This is a genomic window from Methanosarcina sp. 2.H.T.1A.6 (genome assembly GCF_000979455.1).
Classification (GTDB): domain Archaea; phylum Halobacteriota; class Methanosarcinia; order Methanosarcinales; family Methanosarcinaceae; genus Methanosarcina.
Genome location: NZ_JJOY01000030.1, coordinates 232,506 through 249,152, shown reverse-complemented (window position 1 = coordinate 249,152; position 16,647 = coordinate 232,506). Strand labels below are relative to the sequence as shown.

The 16,647-nt window shown below is 45.5% G+C and carries 12 protein-coding genes; 5 read left to right on the top strand and 7 right to left on the bottom strand.

What is annotated here, in order from left to right; genetic code table 11:
- Positions 1-3: 3 nt before the first annotated feature.
- Positions 4-1,095 (top strand): hypothetical protein, encoded by a 1,092-nt coding sequence (locus EO98_RS08805; protein ID WP_048141199.1) that lies wholly within the window; start codon positions 4-6, stop codon positions 1,093-1,095.
- On the opposite strand, the gene EO98_RS08800 is transcribed toward EO98_RS08805, so the two are convergent.
- The gene (locus EO98_RS08800) at positions 1,092-2,972 is read right to left on the bottom strand and encodes an ABC transporter ATP-binding protein (RefSeq protein WP_048141196.1); all 1,881 of its coding nucleotides are present in this window, start codon (positions 2,970-2,972) and stop codon (positions 1,092-1,094) included. The genes EO98_RS08805 and EO98_RS08800 overlap by 4 nt on opposite strands.
- 110 nt (positions 2,973-3,082) lie before the next feature.
- Between EO98_RS08800 and EO98_RS08795 the strand changes: the two genes are divergently transcribed.
- Positions 3,083-3,946 carry an energy-coupling factor transporter transmembrane protein EcfT gene (locus tag EO98_RS08795; RefSeq protein WP_048141194.1) on the top strand — a complete coding sequence of 288 codons (864 nt, stop codon included), beginning with the start codon at positions 3,083-3,085 and terminating at the stop codon, positions 3,944-3,946.
- Between the two features lie 32 nt (positions 3,947-3,978).
- Here EO98_RS08795 and EO98_RS08790 read toward each other — a convergent pair whose 3' ends face one another.
- The gene (locus EO98_RS08790) at positions 3,979-5,079 is read right to left on the bottom strand and encodes a DUF3344 domain-containing protein (RefSeq protein ID WP_235283646.1); all 1,101 of its coding nucleotides are present in this window, start codon (positions 5,077-5,079) and stop codon (positions 3,979-3,981) included.
- A gap of 782 nt (positions 5,080-5,861) precedes the next feature.
- Here EO98_RS08790 and EO98_RS08785 point away from each other — a divergent pair.
- From EO98_RS08785 to EO98_RS08775, 3 genes are read left to right on the top strand one after another with little or no spacing between them, the layout of a single operon-like run.
- Entirely contained in the window at positions 5,862-7,664 is a 1,803-nt protein-coding gene (locus EO98_RS08785) for a CARDB domain-containing protein (RefSeq protein ID WP_048141190.1), read from the top strand.
- Positions 7,633-8,616, top strand: a complete 984-nt coding sequence (locus EO98_RS08780; RefSeq protein WP_235283645.1) for a DUF3344 domain-containing protein — start codon at positions 7,633-7,635, stop codon at positions 8,614-8,616. The genes EO98_RS08785 and EO98_RS08780 overlap by 32 nt, the downstream gene beginning before the upstream one ends.
- A 24-nt stretch (positions 8,617-8,640) precedes the next feature.
- Positions 8,641-9,324, top strand: a complete 684-nt coding sequence (locus EO98_RS08775) for an ABC transporter ATP-binding protein (RefSeq protein ID WP_048141343.1) — start codon at positions 8,641-8,643, stop codon at positions 9,322-9,324.
- Positions 9,325-9,419: 95 nt separating this feature from the next.
- On the opposite strand, the gene EO98_RS08770 is transcribed toward EO98_RS08775, so the two are convergent.
- The 5 genes from EO98_RS08770 to EO98_RS08750 form a co-directional block, all read right to left on the bottom strand.
- Positions 9,420-9,923 carry an amino acid-binding protein gene (locus EO98_RS08770; protein WP_048141342.1) on the bottom strand — a complete coding sequence of 168 codons (504 nt, stop codon included), beginning with the start codon at positions 9,921-9,923 and terminating at the stop codon, positions 9,420-9,422.
- A 657-nt stretch (positions 9,924-10,580) separates the two neighbouring features.
- Positions 10,581-12,224 carry a hypothetical protein gene (locus EO98_RS08765; protein WP_235283644.1) on the bottom strand — a complete coding sequence of 548 codons (1,644 nt, stop codon included), beginning with the start codon at positions 12,222-12,224 and terminating at the stop codon, positions 10,581-10,583.
- Positions 12,221-13,900: a DUF3344 domain-containing protein gene (locus tag EO98_RS08760; protein ID WP_235283643.1), complete on the bottom strand. Its 1,680-nt coding sequence runs from the start codon at positions 13,898-13,900 to the stop codon at positions 12,221-12,223. The genes EO98_RS08765 and EO98_RS08760 overlap by 4 nt, the downstream gene beginning before the upstream one ends.
- Before the next feature lie 458 nt (positions 13,901-14,358).
- The gene (nikR, locus tag EO98_RS08755) at positions 14,359-14,781 is read right to left on the bottom strand and encodes a nickel-responsive transcriptional regulator NikR (protein ID WP_048141184.1); all 423 of its coding nucleotides are present in this window, start codon (positions 14,779-14,781) and stop codon (positions 14,359-14,361) included.
- Positions 14,782-15,849: 1,068 nt separating this feature from the next.
- Positions 15,850-16,368, bottom strand: a complete 519-nt coding sequence (locus EO98_RS08750) for a PEF-CTERM sorting domain-containing protein (protein ID WP_048141182.1) — start codon at positions 16,366-16,368, stop codon at positions 15,850-15,852.
- Positions 16,369-16,647 lie beyond the last annotated feature (279 nt).

The following is a 16,647-nucleotide window of genomic DNA, read 5'->3' as shown; positions in this document are numbered from 1 at the left end:
AACATGAAATACGGACGGATTTTCATATTAATTCTTGTGCTTGTCCTGGCAGTTTCCTGGGCTCCCGGAGTTTCTGCATCAGAGGCAGTTTCAGGCTCATCTGCTTCCTCCCTCGGGTGCAGCCTGGAGATTCCCCTTGACAATAACCTGGCTCCTGATGTCCTTGTAGCGGGACATTCCTGGGAGAGGGCCCGGGTAAACATTGAGAATCCGGGAACTGAGCCCCTATACAACATAACCGTATTCATCAAAGTTCCGGAAGGCCTGGAAACCGACCTCTCTACCCAGCCGTATCTCATAACAAAAGAAGGACAGAAAATTACGGCTGAAATCGGAGACCTGGCTCCCGGACAAAGTGCAAGCCTCCTTCTGGACGTAAAACCTCCTGCCTCTATCGAGTTCAAAAAACAGGTCGCTTTCACGCTTCAAGCCGTCTACTCCGAAGGGGTGCAGAAAAGTGAACATAAGGTCAGCATCATCCCCCCGCCCTCCTGGATGACTTATTTTACGATCCTGGCAAGCCTCCTGCTTTTTGTCGGCATTTTAGCTGCAATAAAACATTCCGGGGCTCTTGACCTCTTTTCAACCGTTGACCTGATAACTATAGCACTCCTCGCTGCCGTTATTGCCGTGGTATTCCGGTACCTGAGCAAGCTCATCAACCTGGGCTGGTTTGACGGGCTGGTCATTGCAATTCCCACCGTCGTCCTTATGGTTGTGGCCCTGCAGCTGGTCCGAAAGCCCGGGACTGCAACCCTGCTCTTTACCTGTGTCCTGCTCATCAGCATGGTTGTCTGGGGTTCCCATATAATGTGGCTGGGTTTTTACCTTGCCGAAGGGGTTGTTGTTGACCTCCAGGTCTTCCTGTTCAGGATGGATTATGCCGATAGGCGCCTGACTGCTGTAATCTACGGCGTATCAAGAGGTGTGGTCTCAACTCTTGTTTTTTACATGCTCTATGCACCTGTTGAGTGGAAAATCTCCTATGCACCCTGGTATATAGGGCTTCAGCTCGCATTCGCGTGTGCGGGGGGGCTCATAGGAGGACTGCTTGGTTACGATACGGCCGTAAAAATGAGCGGGGCAAGGCTTTAAAAGAGGCTTACCTTTTCTTCCATTTCTTCTGCAGTTATTTCTTCCATTTCTTCTGCAGTTATTTCTTCTATTTCTTCTGCAGTTTTTTCCGTTTTCCTGCAATCCGGCAGCTCAGGGCAGCGAGCCCGGAGGAAGTTTTTCAGATCGGAAACAGTAAGCAGCCTGGGGGTGTCAATTCCCTGTTTTCTGAGGTCCAGGGCAAGCCTTGCAGGGAGCGGAGGGATAAGCCCGGCTGCACCCAGTTCTTCAGGGCTTGAAAATACCTCTGCTGTCGGGCCGTCCAGCAGGATTTTTCCCTGCTTCATCACGACAACCCTTTCCGCATACTCTGCTGCAAGCTCCATGTCATGGGTTATGAGAATCACCGTTTTCCCGAGCCTGTTAAGCTCCCGAATCTTATCCAGGAAATTACGGATGTGCCCCCTGTCCTGCCCTGTGGTCGGCTCGTCCAGGACCAGCAAGTCCGGTTCAAGGGCAAGAATGGAGGCTACTGCCAGACGCTGGCGCTGTCCTCTTGAGAGGGCGTGAGGGTGCCTTTTTATGTAAGCCGAAAGTTCCATCATTTCCAGGGCAGAATTTGCCAGCCTTTTGATTTCCTCTTCGGACATTCCCAGGTTCTCAAGCCCGAAACGAACTTCTTCAAGCACGCTGTCTGTAAAGATCTGAGAGTCCGGGTTCTGGAAAAGGTAGCCTACCTGCTTTGAAAGCTGAGCTGTGGAATACTTGCTTATGTCTTTTCCATTGAGAAGGACTCTTCCGCAGGCAGGCCTGCAAAATCCTATCAGGTGACCTGCCAGGGTTGTCTTTCCCGCCCCATTGTGCCCGAGCAGGGCAAGAAACTCTCCATGTTTGATTTCAAAGTTGAGGTTTTCAAAGGCTTCCGAACCGTCTTCATGCCTGTAGCAGAGGTTCTCGACCCGGACATGGGGGAGGCTTTCCGGAGGCTGCAACATAGAAGCGGGAATTTCGGATTCTGCCCATTCCTGGCTTCCGAGCTGGTTTTCTGCCTCAGACGCCTGCAGAAGTTCAGTCAGGCGTTTCAGGAGAGTTTCGTAGGCAGGGACATTTGAAGTTTCTGAGCCCAGGCCCAGGAGGCTGGCAATCTCGGTGAGCTGGGGAGGGTGGATCCCGAGGCTTCGGAGTTTTTCTTCTTCGCGGCACAGGATTTCAAAAGGTTTTCCGTCAAGAATTAGCCTGCCGTTGTCCATAACAAGCATGCGGTCTGCCATTTCAAATACAGCATCGAGTTTATGTTCTATCAGTATGAGGGTGGTCTGTTTTTCCGCATTCAGCCGCCTGAGCAGCTCAAGCACCTCCCGGGTACCGGCAGGGTCCAGGTCAGAGGTAGGCTCGTCAAGGACCAGGATTTCCGGTTGCATAGCCAGATTTCCTCCTATTGCAGTCCTCTGTTTTTCCCCTCCTGAGAGCGTGAAGATAAAATGGTCCCTCAACCTTTCCAGCCCCACCTCTTTGAGCGCTGTTTCCACGCGGGACCTTACTTCCGGACTGGACAGGCCGAGGTTTTCAGGCCCGAAGGCAAGGTCTTCGGCCACTGTCAGGGAGAACAGCTGAGTTTCAGGGTTCTGGAACACCATCCCTACTTCAAGGGCCAGCTTATGGACTTTTTCGTGTTTGAGGTCTTTTCCCCGGAGCAAGACGCGCCCTGAAAAACTGCCTCCTGAAATCTCGGGTACCAGCCTGTTAAGGCAACGTACAAGAGTACTTTTTCCACAGCCACTGGGACCTACCAGGAGCACGAATTCCCCTTTTTTAAGTTCAAGATTCACATCCGAAAGGGCCTGGAAATCCGAGTATGGGTAGCTGTAAGTGAGGTTTTCAAGCCTGATGTGTGAAAGTGTGTCTGTTGTGGGGTTCATGTTATCTATCTTTTTCTTAGACCTTTTAGCTTAAAATCATTATGAAAAGTAAGAAATAGTTTGACTATTATTCCCTTTTGTATGAATGCTCCTGAAGGAGGACCTGTGGTTTGAAATGGCTTTTTCGCTATGAACAAAAAGACAGCCTGCTTCACAGGCTGGACCCGAGAGTGAAACTGCTCTGGCTTTTCGGGGTTTCGGTACTGAGTGTCGTACTCGGGACTCCTTATCTGCTGGTGGTATTATTCGTCTCAACCCTGCCCTTCTGGCTCATCCTGAGGCCCTCAAAAAGCAGGATAAAGGCAATGCTCATTGTCTTCGGGAGTATTGGGCTGAGCTTTATTCTCTCGCAGGCCCTTTTCTATTACTGGGCCCGAGATCCGCTGTTTACCCTCATTCCTCCTTCCTTCCCCCTGCTGGGCCCGCTTACAGGAGGAGTCTATTTCTATGCGGACGGGGCTGTCTACGGGCTTTATCAGTCTTTCCGTTTTATGACATCATTGAGCGCTGCAATGCTGGTGCTTGCCACAAGCCATCCTGGCAGGCTGATCACCGCCTTTGTCCGCTTTTTTGAAATAAGGCTCGGAGGGAAAAATTACAGGATAGGGCTCCCTTACGAAATTGCATTCATGCTTTCTTCTGCAGTTAGTTTTGCCCCCACAATGCTCGAAGAAAGCGGCCTGATCCTCAACGCGATGCAGGCGAGAGGACTTGAGTTAAAAGGTGGGGTCTGCACGAAAGCAAAAGCCCTGAGATACATCCTCGTCCCCCTCGTGGTCAATATACTCCGGGCAGGACGAAAACTCGCAGTAGCTGCCGACACCCGGGGTTTTCGGGCAAACAGGCACAGGACCTACGTAAACGAACTCAGGCTGAAAAGGAATGATTACCTTTTTCTGGCATACACAGTCCTTTTTACGGCAGGTGGAATCTATCTGAGCTACACGGGATTCGGGGGGACAGTCCCGGTTTGAGAAAGAATGCCCTCCCGAAAAAAAGGAGCCCTTTATCTTCGGGCTTTCTGCTTTCGGTGCCCTGCAGCCAGTTTTCCCCCTGTTAAAAGGACAAGAGTAGAAATTAATTCAAATCCTGGAGCTTTTTCTGCTTCGGTTCCGGAAGTTTCAGTTCCGGAACTTTCTGTGCCGGAAGCTTCCGGAGTTATATCTTTTTCTCCCGGATTCCCCGACGGTTCCCCTGGGGAGGCCTGCGCTTCTTCTGCCAGAGAGTCTTTTTCAAGCACAAGGAAAGCCCCTGAAGGCACCACATAATCTCCTGCAGCCTGGAAAAGAATTGAATTTTCTCCGGATTTCAGGTAGTCCTTGACTTCTCTTACGTCAATATCCAGGTCAGGGTAAGGTTTGCCATTGCAGATTCCGGGGAACTTTTCCTCGTTAACCAGAAGGGCATTATCCTCCCAGTTCCCGGATTGAGTGACCGTCCAGAGAGTAGCGCTGAGGACAGGGAGCTGCAGCGTGGGCCTGAGCATTTCACAGATCGTCTGGTTTGAGGTAGCATAGTAAAGTGGGTTTCCGTTTTCGTCTATCTGGGAATTGAGTTCGTCAGCTCCTTCACCGATCCAGTATTCGATATATTTCCCGTTCGGGTCCGTATATACGATAAGCAAACCCACCCCATCAAAGCAGACATAAGGAGTACCGGAGCCTGTGTTTTCAATGTCCGTGCTAAAGGTGCCCGAACCGGAAACGTACGCACTCACATCGTAAGCCCAGGTACCCGTAGGATAATCATAAATGCCCCAGCCTTTCCTGTCACTGTATTCCCGTTCAGGTTCAAGCCTTTCCCCATTAAAGCTAAGGTTCATCTCAGGATACCTCCCTGTGACTCCTTCGGCACTCCAGGTCCAGTAGGTATAGAGCCTTGCAAATTTCACGGTTGCCCCCTCCGGCAAGTTGACATTGTGGCTCACAGAATATACGTCCCCGGGATAGACCTTTCCACTGTAATAGCTGTTCCCTACAGTATAGAAGAGGTCTCCCTGAACCGTATCATGGCTGTACACTTCAAGAGGTTTGTCTGCCACATAGCCATTATTCTCTGGAGACTGGGCAAAGACAGGTGTGATCATCAGGCAACACAATACAGCCATCAGGCTACATAGTCCCACCGCCAGACAGAGCGTATTCCCTACTCGACTTGATATTTCCCTTCTGCCTTTGCAAATTCTTTTTGTTTGCCTGTTTTTTGCTCTTTGCTCCGTATTTATCTCTAGGTCCTTTTTTATCCCATAAGTCATCCTTAGGGTCCCTTTCTGTTCTATGCTTCCAGCTTGCATATTCCGTCTTCCCGCCTGCAAAATTTTACCTGTAGTCTCTGATGTTCCTTATCTCAATATCCCCTGTCTATCCCCGTGCAAAATGTCTCTAAAACTCTGTTTTAACAAATTTGGTTAGTACTCCTATAATCTGCTCTATATATATATTCTTTTAAAAAATAAGTATTTGTAAGTATGTTATAACATTAATTGTTACTATTTTTTAATTTATGCATATAGTTCTTTGTATTTAGGTTCATATTTCAACCAAATAATCTCATGACAAATCTGAATAATCTATTCACGTGGGAACTCAATAAAATTATTGACAGTTTTCCGGGCTTTATTTCAGTCGAATGACCGGTAGTTTGCTTTGGAGTGCGCCAGTGCAATTTTGAGTTTTTTAGCTCGGCCCGGAATTTCCATTTTTATTATTTCACACAAAAAAGAAAAATAGTAATATTTAATAACCTTTACTTCGCTGTAATTATTTAATGGTGCGAAATTTGTCATATTGATTACACTTCAGGTTAAGGAATATATCAAAATATAAAACCAGAGGCAGTCTAAACTTCCCTTTAGGTTTAAATTTCACTCTGGTAAGAAAGTGAACGGCTATGAAAATAGATCCTGTAAAGATAACCGTACTATTTATCCTCCTGCTCTCATTTCTACCCTCAATCCCTCCCGCCGGGGCCAGATACTCGTATGAAGGCATACCCCTTGCTCCGGATGCCCAGGGTACATTCAGAGGGGAGGTCTACATAGATGGAGGGCATGGGCTTTCTTTTCCCCCTTACACCCAGGAATTTGATGTGCCAGAAGGCACTCTTCGCTGGGCTCGCCTGTATATCGGAATCTGGGGAGGTACTGAAAACTATGAAGGCTGGGTCCGGCCTGAGTTTAATGGGCAAAGGCTTGAGCAACTGCAACTTGCCGGGGTCAATGACGAAAATGAGGATGTATACTGTGCAGGTCATGGGGTTTACTGGGTTTCCTATGACGTCAGCAACATTACTAAAACCGGGGAAAATACAGTGGAGATCCTTACAAGCAGCGGCGAGCCGGGGAACAAGCTGGACGGGAGAGTCTATGGCGCAGTGCTTGCTACAGCCTGTGAAAACCCAAAAGAGCCCATGGTTTCCTACCAGCTCCTGAGCGGGAACGTAAACCTTCATGGGAAGGGCTGGAGTGGCAACCTGGCAAATGTCAATGACCGTACGGACGTCCATTTCAGCTCCGGGCAGGCGTTGAGCAGCATAGAGGCCGCCAAACTTTCGGTAGTATATCTTACCGGGTCAAAAGGCTTGCCTGATTATCTGGAATTCAACGGAGAAATGTCTGGAGTTTCCCCTGAGTATCTGTCTGATAGCTATGGCGGAAAAGCAATGGACATTGCTAATGAGGTGAGCTTTGATGCCTGTGGAGATGAGGGTTTTTCATCCAGCTACTTTGATATTGAGCATTTTGACGTGCTCGATTATTTGCAGGCCAGTAATTCCGGATCCAGTAATTCCGTGTCTTTTGTGAGAGGGCTTGACCTGGATGGGGACGGAGAAATCGGTATTCAGGAAGGGGAAGACTACCTGCACCCTGTCCTGGCGGCCCTGGTCTTGACGTCTGAGAATACAGCTTCCGTACTTCCGGACCTCTACCCTGAGATGAACATCTATGAACAGGAGCTGGTTGATGAAAAACCGGCGGAAATTTCCTTTACAATAAACAATCCCGGAGGAATCTGCGAAGAGAACTGTACAATAAGCTTTCGGGTGGACGGAAGTGAGGTTTTAACGTTCCCTATCCGGATGGAGGCTTCCGGAGTGTACAAATCAACGTTCTCATGGCCTGCAGTCAAAGGAGAGCACCTGCTTGAACTCTCCGTGGACCCCGAAACCAGGATAAAAGAGTCGGATAAGAAAAATAATGCCTGTAAATTAAATGCCAGTGTCAGGTCAAAGCCTGACCTTTTTGTTTCCCTCGGAGAACCCGTGACAATCGAGGCTCAGGAAGAGACTGCATCAGCTTCGCTAATCTTTCTTTCTTTCCTTTCTCTTTTCGGAATCCGGCGAAAAAAACCTCTTCTCCTGCTTTTACTTGTAGTACTCATAATAGCAGCTTTTAGCGGCTGTGTTGAGGAAACCCATGCAGCAGAAAAACCTGCCTACTCTATCCCTGTGAAGATTATGAACAGCGGAGAAGCTTCAGCCCGGGACTTTGAAGTAAATCTCTATCTTGATGGGAAAAGTGTTACGGTCCTGAATATTCCGGAACTGGCAGGCCAGACTTCAATTGAGAATCAGATCAGGGTTAATACTCTGAAGGGTGAGCACACCCTCAACGTGAAGGTAGATGAGCATAATAACATAATCGAGTCGGATGAGGATAACAATGAATTTGAGAAAAGTTGTGATTTTATTTAATCTCCTGCTTCTCATCACCCCGGCCTCGGCTTCATATGCCGGAGACAAACCCCTGCAGACTGTCCTCCATGATGGGAACCATGGGGCTCTTGACTTTTCTCTGGGGGACAGCAGGTACAGCGGGGAGCTTGAATACAATGATAGTTATCAGGTTAACTTTAATATCAAACCCCCTGCCGGAAGTTCTATAAAAGTTGCAAAGGCTTATGTTTACTGGGTCTGGAGCAAAAAAGGGCTTGAAGGCATCTATCCGGAATTCACTGCTTCTCTTGTACATTCTGGGACGGTTGTGCCTCTTCAAGGGGGACAGATGTATACGGATACAAAGGGTTTTGTATCCAGGTACGATTTTTTTTCAGGCACGCATGCTTATGACCTGAGCGGGAAAATTTCCGAACCAGGCAACTATTCTATCTCGCTGGTGAATGCGGACGAGAACGGTAGTACCTTTTGCGTGCAGGGCATAGGGCTTCTGCTCGTTTATGAAGGTTCGGAGTTACCGGTGATCGAATACTGGATCAACGAAGGCTGCGACATGCTGTATGCCGAATACGGAATAGATCCCGAAATGGCCACAACGACCGCTTACTTTGAGGGAGATATTGACTCTGAGAATGTTGCAGATGCACGCCTGATAACAGTCTCTCCTTCCGGGGGCTACAGTTCAGGCGCAGGAGCCCGGAACAAGCTTTTCTTTAATGAGAAAACCAGGAGTATACCGGTTATTGGAGATCTCATACAGCTCCTGTTTGGAGGGGGAAAAAGCTGGAAGAACATATATCAGACAAACGAAACTGTCCAGGTTGCTCTGGATGAGAGGCCTGTGGGGGCTTATCTGGAGTCTGCAGGGAATTTTGTCAGTATTCAGGATAATGGGGATTACCTTCTGGTAACAAATGAAATACTTGTACTTGAATTTGCAGAGCCTGAAACTCCGGAGGGAGACAGCTGATTGTTTGCAGGAAAGGGATCCGGAATGACTATCGTTGAAACCAGGGACTTATCTAAGTGTTATACGTTCGATTCAGGGCTGCGCGTGGAAGCCCTCAAGGAAGTAACTTTGAAGATTGAAGAGGGAGGTTTTGTTTCCTTTATGGGGCCCTCGGGCTCGGGAAAATCCACCCTGCTTAACATTGTTGGCTGTCTGGATCAGCCTACCTCGGGCAGGGTTTTCATCGAGGGCACCGAAGTTGACTACAGGAATTCTTCCAGTCTTGTCCGGCTGCACAGGCAGACAATAGGTTTTGTATTCCAGGCTTTTAACCTGATCTCTACAATGAATGCCCTGGAGAACGTCTGCTACCCTATGTACTTTAGCGGGGTTTCCCGTTCCCGGCAAAAACAGAGGGCAGCTGAGCTTCTTGACCTTGTCGGGCTTGGGGATAGGATGCATCACCTGCCCTCCGAGTTATCCGGCGGGGAACAGCAAAGAGTTGCCATAGCAAGGGCACTTGCAAACAGCCCCAGGCTTATTCTGGCAGACGAACCGACAGGAAACCTTGATTCCAGCACCGGAAAAAAGATCACGGACCTTATGAGAAAAATCAACCGGGAGCAGGGGGTAAGTTTTGTTGTTACTACCCATGACCCTGAGATGGCCAGGACTGCGGACAGGGTGATAAAGCTAAAGGATGGAAAAATCACTGACGGGGCTTTTTGAGTCTCTGCTTTTCCCCTTTCGGGCTGGCATTCTCAAAAAGCTGCAATTACAGTCCAATTTTCATTAAACTCTGATTTTGTAAAAATGGAATTTTTTCAGTAGATGCTTACTCCTTTTACTGAGGGCAGACTAAGGATATCGTCAACAAGGTCTCCGGGGACCTTGTGGTCGGTAACGATGGTGAGCCTGGGACTGTCCGTAAAGTATGGGTCATCTGAGACGGCCTGGCGAATGCTTACGTTGTGTTTTGAAATCAGGCCTGCAACTTCTGCAAGGATGCCAACGTGAGCAGCGTCTTCAGGGATGATGATAATTACCCCGAGCCCGAGAGCAGGGGCAACGTCTCTGAGAAAAGGGATTGAATGAACATTTTTGAATATAGTGCTCAGGAGTTCGTCAGAAATGATGGTCTTTGTGGTCGCGTCAACCACCCTCCGGTCAACCCCTACTTCCTTTGCAAGCTGGGTGTGTGCTATCTCGATGCTTCCGGAAGTTACCTTTCCTTCCTCGTTCACCTGAAACCCGCGTTCAAAGAGTAACTTAAGTACTTTTGCCTGTGCCGGGTATTTTTCGAACTTTTTGAGTAGTGTCTGCCACATAGAAATCATAATTAAATTGAGTCTCCGATATAAAGCTTACTGATTGAACCTGAGGCGCGGGATTGATAGAAAGTTGCATCTGTTCCCACAGATATTTCCCCCCTCCTGAGGAAGGAATCGAACCCGAAGGAACCTGCTAAATCCAGTTGAGAAAGCATTTGCAGTTTATTATATTGTGTTTTGTCCCTGATAAATTGGTTAATCTATTTCGGAATCCATAGAAGGAATCTCTCAGTTATCTCCCCTGCACCGCACAGGGTCTGGGCTGGCCTGCCACCAGCCAAAAAAACAATAGCTGTACATGTAACATAACTAAAAGAAATCGAATACTACGGCAAAATGTTCACCTTGCATGAAAATTAATTCTCTTGACCCCGGAAATCGCTTTTTAATTCAGAGGTAAACATAAGCTCCTCCGCCAGCTTGTCTGATGATCCTTCCCAAAAATTAGCCCTCTTGAGCGCAGCGAAAAGGGCTGCGTACTGTTGCGATTACATCGCAACTCCCAGTGAATCTTCGATTTACTGTGATCCCAAGACGCAATTCGGGAAATAAAGCCTGTTATTTAGTAGCTTAGTCCTCTTGAGCGGAGCGAAAAGGACCGCGTACTCCCGAGGCGCAATTCGGGCGAGGCGCAATTCGGGTGGGACGACAAAATTACGGAGGAACCAGGTCAACATGCAATTTTACTTCCGCCGGAGGTTCTGCAAGAACTGCATACACGGAGAAGTTAGTAAGCCTGGCTGAAATTCTGTTTTCATTGAGAGTACTGTCAATTAGAGTCCATGTATGTTTAGTCACATCATAGCGGTATATGGATGGGAAGTTGCCCTTCATCGAGTTATTTAAGCCCAGGCTGAGCCTGACAAAAGGATCTAATTCCACTCCTTCAGGCTCAAGCCTACAATAACATTTCCCCGCCGGGTATAAGGTGCCTGGCAGGAGCGGCTGGTCTGCCTCTTTTATTGTTATTGCTTTAAGGGGCTCTTTCTGGCTATCAAGCAGCCTTGTACCCTTTGGAATGAATACAAAAGCATCGAGTGCCCTATTTTCTACCCGGATATCCAGCAGAGCGCATCCATTTTTATCCAGATAAGCTGAGAGGTCAGCCCCTGAAGCCAGGGTCACTTCTGTCAGGGTTTCATTACTGTACTGGCAGTATGATATATTTTCATATATAGTGATTATATTCTCGGAATCGGAACATTCAGTGTAGAGCTGCCCGCATAAATTTGAGTATGCATGAGCTTGCGGCACCCGGTGGGCTCCAGGTTGCTCGGATATGATACTGTAAGAAAAGGTCTTTTTTTCTTCCGGAGCCAGCACAAACCCCCAGCTTAAATAAGACGAGCTATTCGAGCTCAGGTTATTACTCTCTGAATCAGAGGTATTAATTACCGTGAACGTTGCCGGCAACAGGTCGAGCAGCCGGACATTCACCACTCTGTCCTGGACATTTTTCACGGAGAGTGTAACATACACTGGACTTCCTGAAAAGCCTTCTGAACCTGTGTTTTTGTAGATTTTCAGAGGTTCGGCGACCTCTATTTCTACAGCTTCGGAAAGGAAGTGCTCACCAGAACTATCTTCCCAGTTTACTTTTACTGTTATGTTATAATTTTCTTTTACCTTTTCTGGAAACTTAAACCGGAGTTCACAGGACTTTTTTGAACCTTTATCAAGCATTACGTCCTCCGGGCATCCTTCCATGATAAGGAGCCCTTCCTGGTCTAACTCAAGCTTTATTTTCTCGGCTTTTACCTTTCCGGTATTTCTAAGCTCCATGTCAACGATTATCTCATCACTAAGGAGGTATTCATCTTTGTCCTCTTCGAGGTCAAGCTCCAGAATCACGTTATCTTCAATATCTCTTTTTGTTTCAAAAATGACCTCTGCTTTTGGGGAATAGAGGCTGCTAAACATCGGAAGGGTTCTCTGATCAGTGACGTTGTGTGCCTTCAGCCTTATATTCCTGCTGTCCATATAGCACCAGCTTGAACTGTTATTTTCCAGAACCGCATCCCCAAGGACTGTGCCGTTTTTCATGACCTGAACCCAGACCATGCCATAACCGTCAAATTTCAGTGCTTCCAGGGCGTACCCATCTTTGGAGACTATGGAGTTTTCAAGTCCGAGGGTAACGGCCAGGTTGTCCCAGTCGTCTTCATTTGCCGATGCAGGCGTAAGGCCTGCGAGCAGAAACAATGCAATGAAAAGAGCTACAATTGCACAGAAACGATTTTTTCTGCTCAGCTTTTTGCTCAGCTTTTTGCTCAGCTTTTTGCTCAGCTTTCTGCTCATGACCGTTTCCCCCTGTTTCGAAACCTTATGAATAAAACTGCAGAAATAAACCCTATCTCTCCGTAAACTTCAGAGAAACCTGTCTGTACGGTCTGTATTTCCTTCTCTCCATTCTGAGAAGTTAGAATTGCCTGGTTGATTGGTTCTGTTTCATTATCAGACCCCGGGGATGGTTTGAAAACGGGTTCTGTTTCATTATCAGACCCTGAGTATTGCTTGAAGTCTGAAAGGGATGAAGCTTTTCCCTCTACGAGGATGAGTTCCCTTCCGGTGTTGTTTTTCCCGTCTACCGCACAAACAACTATTTTATTGGAGCCGGAAACCACAGGTACGTTTGCGCTCCAGCTCTCGCCTGAAAGCAGGGCTTTCTGACCGTTAACATCTACTGTGAGGTTCCGGTTTGTGTCTTTAACCGTTCCGCTGACTGTGAGGTATCCAGCGTCTACAAGGCCTCCATCTTCCGGGTTTTCAATTTCAAGCTCAGGAGGGGTTAGATCTACAATCTTAGCTAGAAAAGGGGTGTTCCAGTTGTTTATTTCACAAAGTTCTTTTTTCTTGTTCGTGTAATCAACATATACTTTCAGGGATTTCTCTCCGTCACTGGCAGGATTCCAGTTGAACTCAATTGTTTTACTTTTACCATCCGAAAGAGAAGATACTGGAGCCGTGGATACAATTTCCTCATCAGCATAAAGTGCTGCCTGAAAACCATATGCAGAGTCTTTTCCTATGTTTTTGATGTCTGCTTTTATAGTATTGTCTTGCCCTGCATAGAGAACTGGTAGGGTAATCCCGGAGACTATAAGGTCAGAATCTCCTTCTTCTCCAGTTCCCAGACTCAGACCAGCCAGCACCGGATGCACATAATCTTCATCGTCTCTTTGAAACTTGAGCTCATTGTCATCTTCTGCAAGAAAGTCCATTACATCAAAGAATTTTAAATCAAAATAACTTTTTGAATTTGCTATGTCGTTCTTATTCTCCCCGTCCGAGAGCTGCTCGTCGTTAAAGTAGAGGGAATCTTCAAGCCCCGGACTGCCGCAGAGGTACACTACAGCAAGGTTTGCAGTCTTGTACTTATCCACATCAACCTTTCCAGAGAAGTCCGCATATGCTTCATCATGTGTTGACTCCAGGCCTTCACTCCACCCTTTGCCGTGAAGGTTTATGTTTCCTTCTTCAACCCAGTACTTTGTATTCTGCCCTTCTTTATCTTCATATACTGCAGCAAGGACTATGCCGTAGACCCTACCATCAATGTCCCCTTCCGTTCTGGCTTCTACTGTTACGGGCCCGGTACTCAGGTTTGTGCCTACGTCATAGGCAACCCAGTATACCCCATGCCCTGAACAATATGTCGCAGGATTCTGATCCTCATCGTCCCCCTTATCCGCTTTGCCTTCCAGATCAAGACTTTCAAACTTTTTCCCGCCAACCGTAAGATCCAGAGTTCCTTTTTTCGCTTCTGTCCCCCCCCATACCCCTACATATACCTTTGCCCATGTTACGGAATCTCCCGGGACATTGAATTCCTTAACGTAAGGAGTTTTTTTAAGACCGTCACCTCCGTCAATGTACAGCCCGCCTTTTACCGTGCCTGATATGACTTCAACCAGCTCGTCCTGTTCAGGGGTACCTTCAAAATTGTAAGTTGCCATGCATGGAGAAATGTACATAATAAGAAGCGATACCCCTGTAACGAACAGGGAAAATCTGATCAATTTCCTGACCTTTGACAACATATTACTCCAGTCCCCTTTCAATTTCGGTTATTTTGAGCTTCTTCCAATTTTAACGACACAGGTCACGGGTTTTTAGAAATATTTGCGGAATCGTTTTCAGGATATTCAAACCGGACACAAGTTCTCACAAATTTTGATTTTTGTCATACTTTATATATTATTTGTATATCAATTTTTCTAATTAATGTTATTTTATTTGAAAAAATTGTCATCTATTAAGACTTAATTATTAAAAAATTAGAGTTATTCAAAATCATTAGTTAAATGTTTTAACTAAATGAAAACGCAAACCTCAACCTCACTGGAAAATAAATAGGAGTGAATTTCACCTGCTTATCAGGTTTGATTTCTTTAAGGCTCCGAAGCATTGGTTTGCGTCTTATATGAAAAGGTCAGATATTTTCGTTCGATTCTATAGTTGTGAGCTTTGAGAACTTTACCCCTTTGAGAGCCATCATAGCTTCAGCAAGCTCTGCAATTTCTTCGCCACTCCCGTCCAGAACGACTACTTCAAAACAGTCGCCAGGATCAAGATAAATATGCACGGAGGACTTTATCAGGTGAGAATAGTGATGCTGAATATCAGTTATGGCATTTGAAAGCCCGCGTTTTGTGTGATCATAAATAACCGCGACTGTTCCGACACGATGGCCTTTAATGTCATTCATCAACTCATAATAGGAAATATAACTCCTAATGGCATCTCTTATGCCTTCCGAGCGGGAAGAATAACCTCTGTTTTCAATAATCCCGTCAAATTTATCAAGAAGAGTATCGGGAAGAGAAACCCCTATCCTCATAAGTTCTGTTTCCATTATATCACCCACCAGGTAATTTCAAATTCATTTGAATAATTCTACTTTAGTTATGATACGTATTACTATATATGTTTTTTTCACTTGCTATCTAAAATAAAAAAGTTGTTTGGTATGAAGGTTCTTATATATCACTGATGGGTAATAAAAATAGGGTTTGACTGGAATCCCGAAGCATCTCTGTTGAAAACATCCTTCAATATAACATCTTCAGTATAACATCTTCAGTATAACGTCTTCAGTATAACATCTTCAGTTAAAACCTACTTTCCCCAGGAGTGACAAGAATCTATGCTATGAATTACGCCACTGTGCTACCTCTGCCTTTTGAGGTAATCCTACTGGTGACATACATGAATAGCAATGTTTGTGTGTGAAACTCGCATGACAATGTCACGAAATCAAGGGGGATAACTTTGATGATTCGTTAGGATGAATGTACTATGAAGAACAAAAGTGAATTGCCCTAACCTCCCTCCAAGTAATACAAATGTCTTTTATAATAATATTTAATATTATCATCGTAAAGAAAAGTGTTAAATATAAGATTGTTGTATATTCATATGTCTATACGAACAGACACAATAAAGGAAAACGCCTCCTAAATCAATGAAGTAAACTTGCAACACTGGATATTCTTCACCTGTAAGTGCAGGCAGGTGGAGAATATCAGGTGCAAGGATAGAGCAAGAAAAATTCTGTACCTCTGCTCAATTAAATCTTTTTTGGAATATTTCCTGACATGTCGTCTGGAAAACCGTTGGCAATCTTCGATTTTTCGGATCAGTTTATCTGACCTGGTGAATCAATTTCTAAAAATAGTAAACAGAGGACCGGCTCCAAATTATGAAAAAACGGGGGGACGCATTCTTCACTTACATTATGGGTTTAAAGAAACAGCAATGAAATCAACATATTTCTTACAGATAATATCTTAACCGAATACTAATAAAGTAATTTTACTTCACCCATAGCCAGAAATAAACAGGGGAGCAAAAATGAATCTCCCCGATCAGAATTATAAATCACAGGATTGTACACTCTATTTTTTCAAAGCTTCAGACATGCTTATTCTTTTTTACGTCCAATGATAGCTACCAGACCAAGGACTGCAACCGCAGGCAATGCAATTGAGGGGAATTCAGGGATATTGTTGACATTGGTGTTAATCACATTTACCGTGATTCTACCTTTTATTCCCACTGATTGTTCAAAGTCGCTAGATGCATTAATTTGAATCGTATGGTAATAAACTCCTGGAGTTGTACCCTCAGGAACATCAAACGTTAAGATTGAAGATTTGGATTCTGTCTGGCTCTCAAGTCTAACTTTTGAGGGATTAAATTTGTAATTCCAGTCTGGATTCCAATTAGGCTCTTGATTTGTCCTGTTTATTGAAAATTGAACATCTTCAGGTTCAATAAGTTCATCATCACTCACAGTTGCTATATAGCTTATTGATTGCCCAGGCTGCACCGAGATTGTACCATTTTCTGCAACTACTGATAATGTAAGTCCGGCAGCTGAACAGGTATTAGCCAGAAGCAGCAAACCTAACAAACCAAATAAAACACCTATTTTTACCACTAATTTCACCTCAAACGATTTTCACTAATCAGCAATAATTCGAGCCATCATTAAGCCAACTCGAAAGAGCTACCGTTAATCCAACTCGAAAAAAGCTGCTGGCGATAAACTTAAACTCATATTTTGTCACGAATTGTAAATTATTCAAATGACAGGCAATTCAGGAAAACCTGTTCCTGAAGTTTTGATATATTTTCAGACTCTTAAATACAAATAAATAAAAAATCAAAAAATTCCCATGAATAATCTCACGGGAACAAACATTTCTTTGCACTTAAC

Excerpts from the sequence above, each read along its gene's own strand:
- EO98_RS08805 (WP_048141199.1), top strand. The coding sequence starts at position 4 with ATGAAATACGGACGGATTTTCATATTAATTCTTGTGCTTGTCCTGGCA.
- EO98_RS08800 (WP_048141196.1), bottom strand. The coding sequence starts at position 2,972 with ATGAACCCCACAACAGACACACTTTCACACATCAGGCTTGAAAACCTC.
- EO98_RS08790 (WP_235283646.1), bottom strand. The coding sequence starts at position 5,079 with ATGGCTGTATTGTGTTGCCTGATGATCACACCTGTCTTTGCCCAGTCT.
- EO98_RS08785 (WP_048141190.1), top strand. The coding sequence starts at position 5,862 with ATGAAAATAGATCCTGTAAAGATAACCGTACTATTTATCCTCCTGCTC.
- EO98_RS08780 (WP_235283645.1), top strand. The coding sequence starts at position 7,633 with ATGAATTTGAGAAAAGTTGTGATTTTATTTAATCTCCTGCTTCTCATC.
- EO98_RS08775 (WP_048141343.1), top strand. The coding sequence starts at position 8,641 with ATGACTATCGTTGAAACCAGGGACTTATCTAAGTGTTATACGTTCGAT.
- EO98_RS08770 (WP_048141342.1), bottom strand. The coding sequence starts at position 9,923 with ATGTGGCAGACACTACTCAAAAAGTTCGAAAAATACCCGGCACAGGCA.
- EO98_RS08765 (WP_235283644.1), bottom strand. The coding sequence starts at position 12,224 with ATGAGCAGAAAGCTGAGCAAAAAGCTGAGCAAAAAGCTGAGCAAAAAG.
- EO98_RS08760 (WP_235283643.1), bottom strand. The coding sequence starts at position 13,900 with ATGTACATTTCTCCATGCATGGCAACTTACAATTTTGAAGGTACCCCT.
- nikR (WP_048141184.1), bottom strand. The coding sequence starts at position 14,781 with ATGGAAACAGAACTTATGAGGATAGGGGTTTCTCTTCCCGATACTCTT.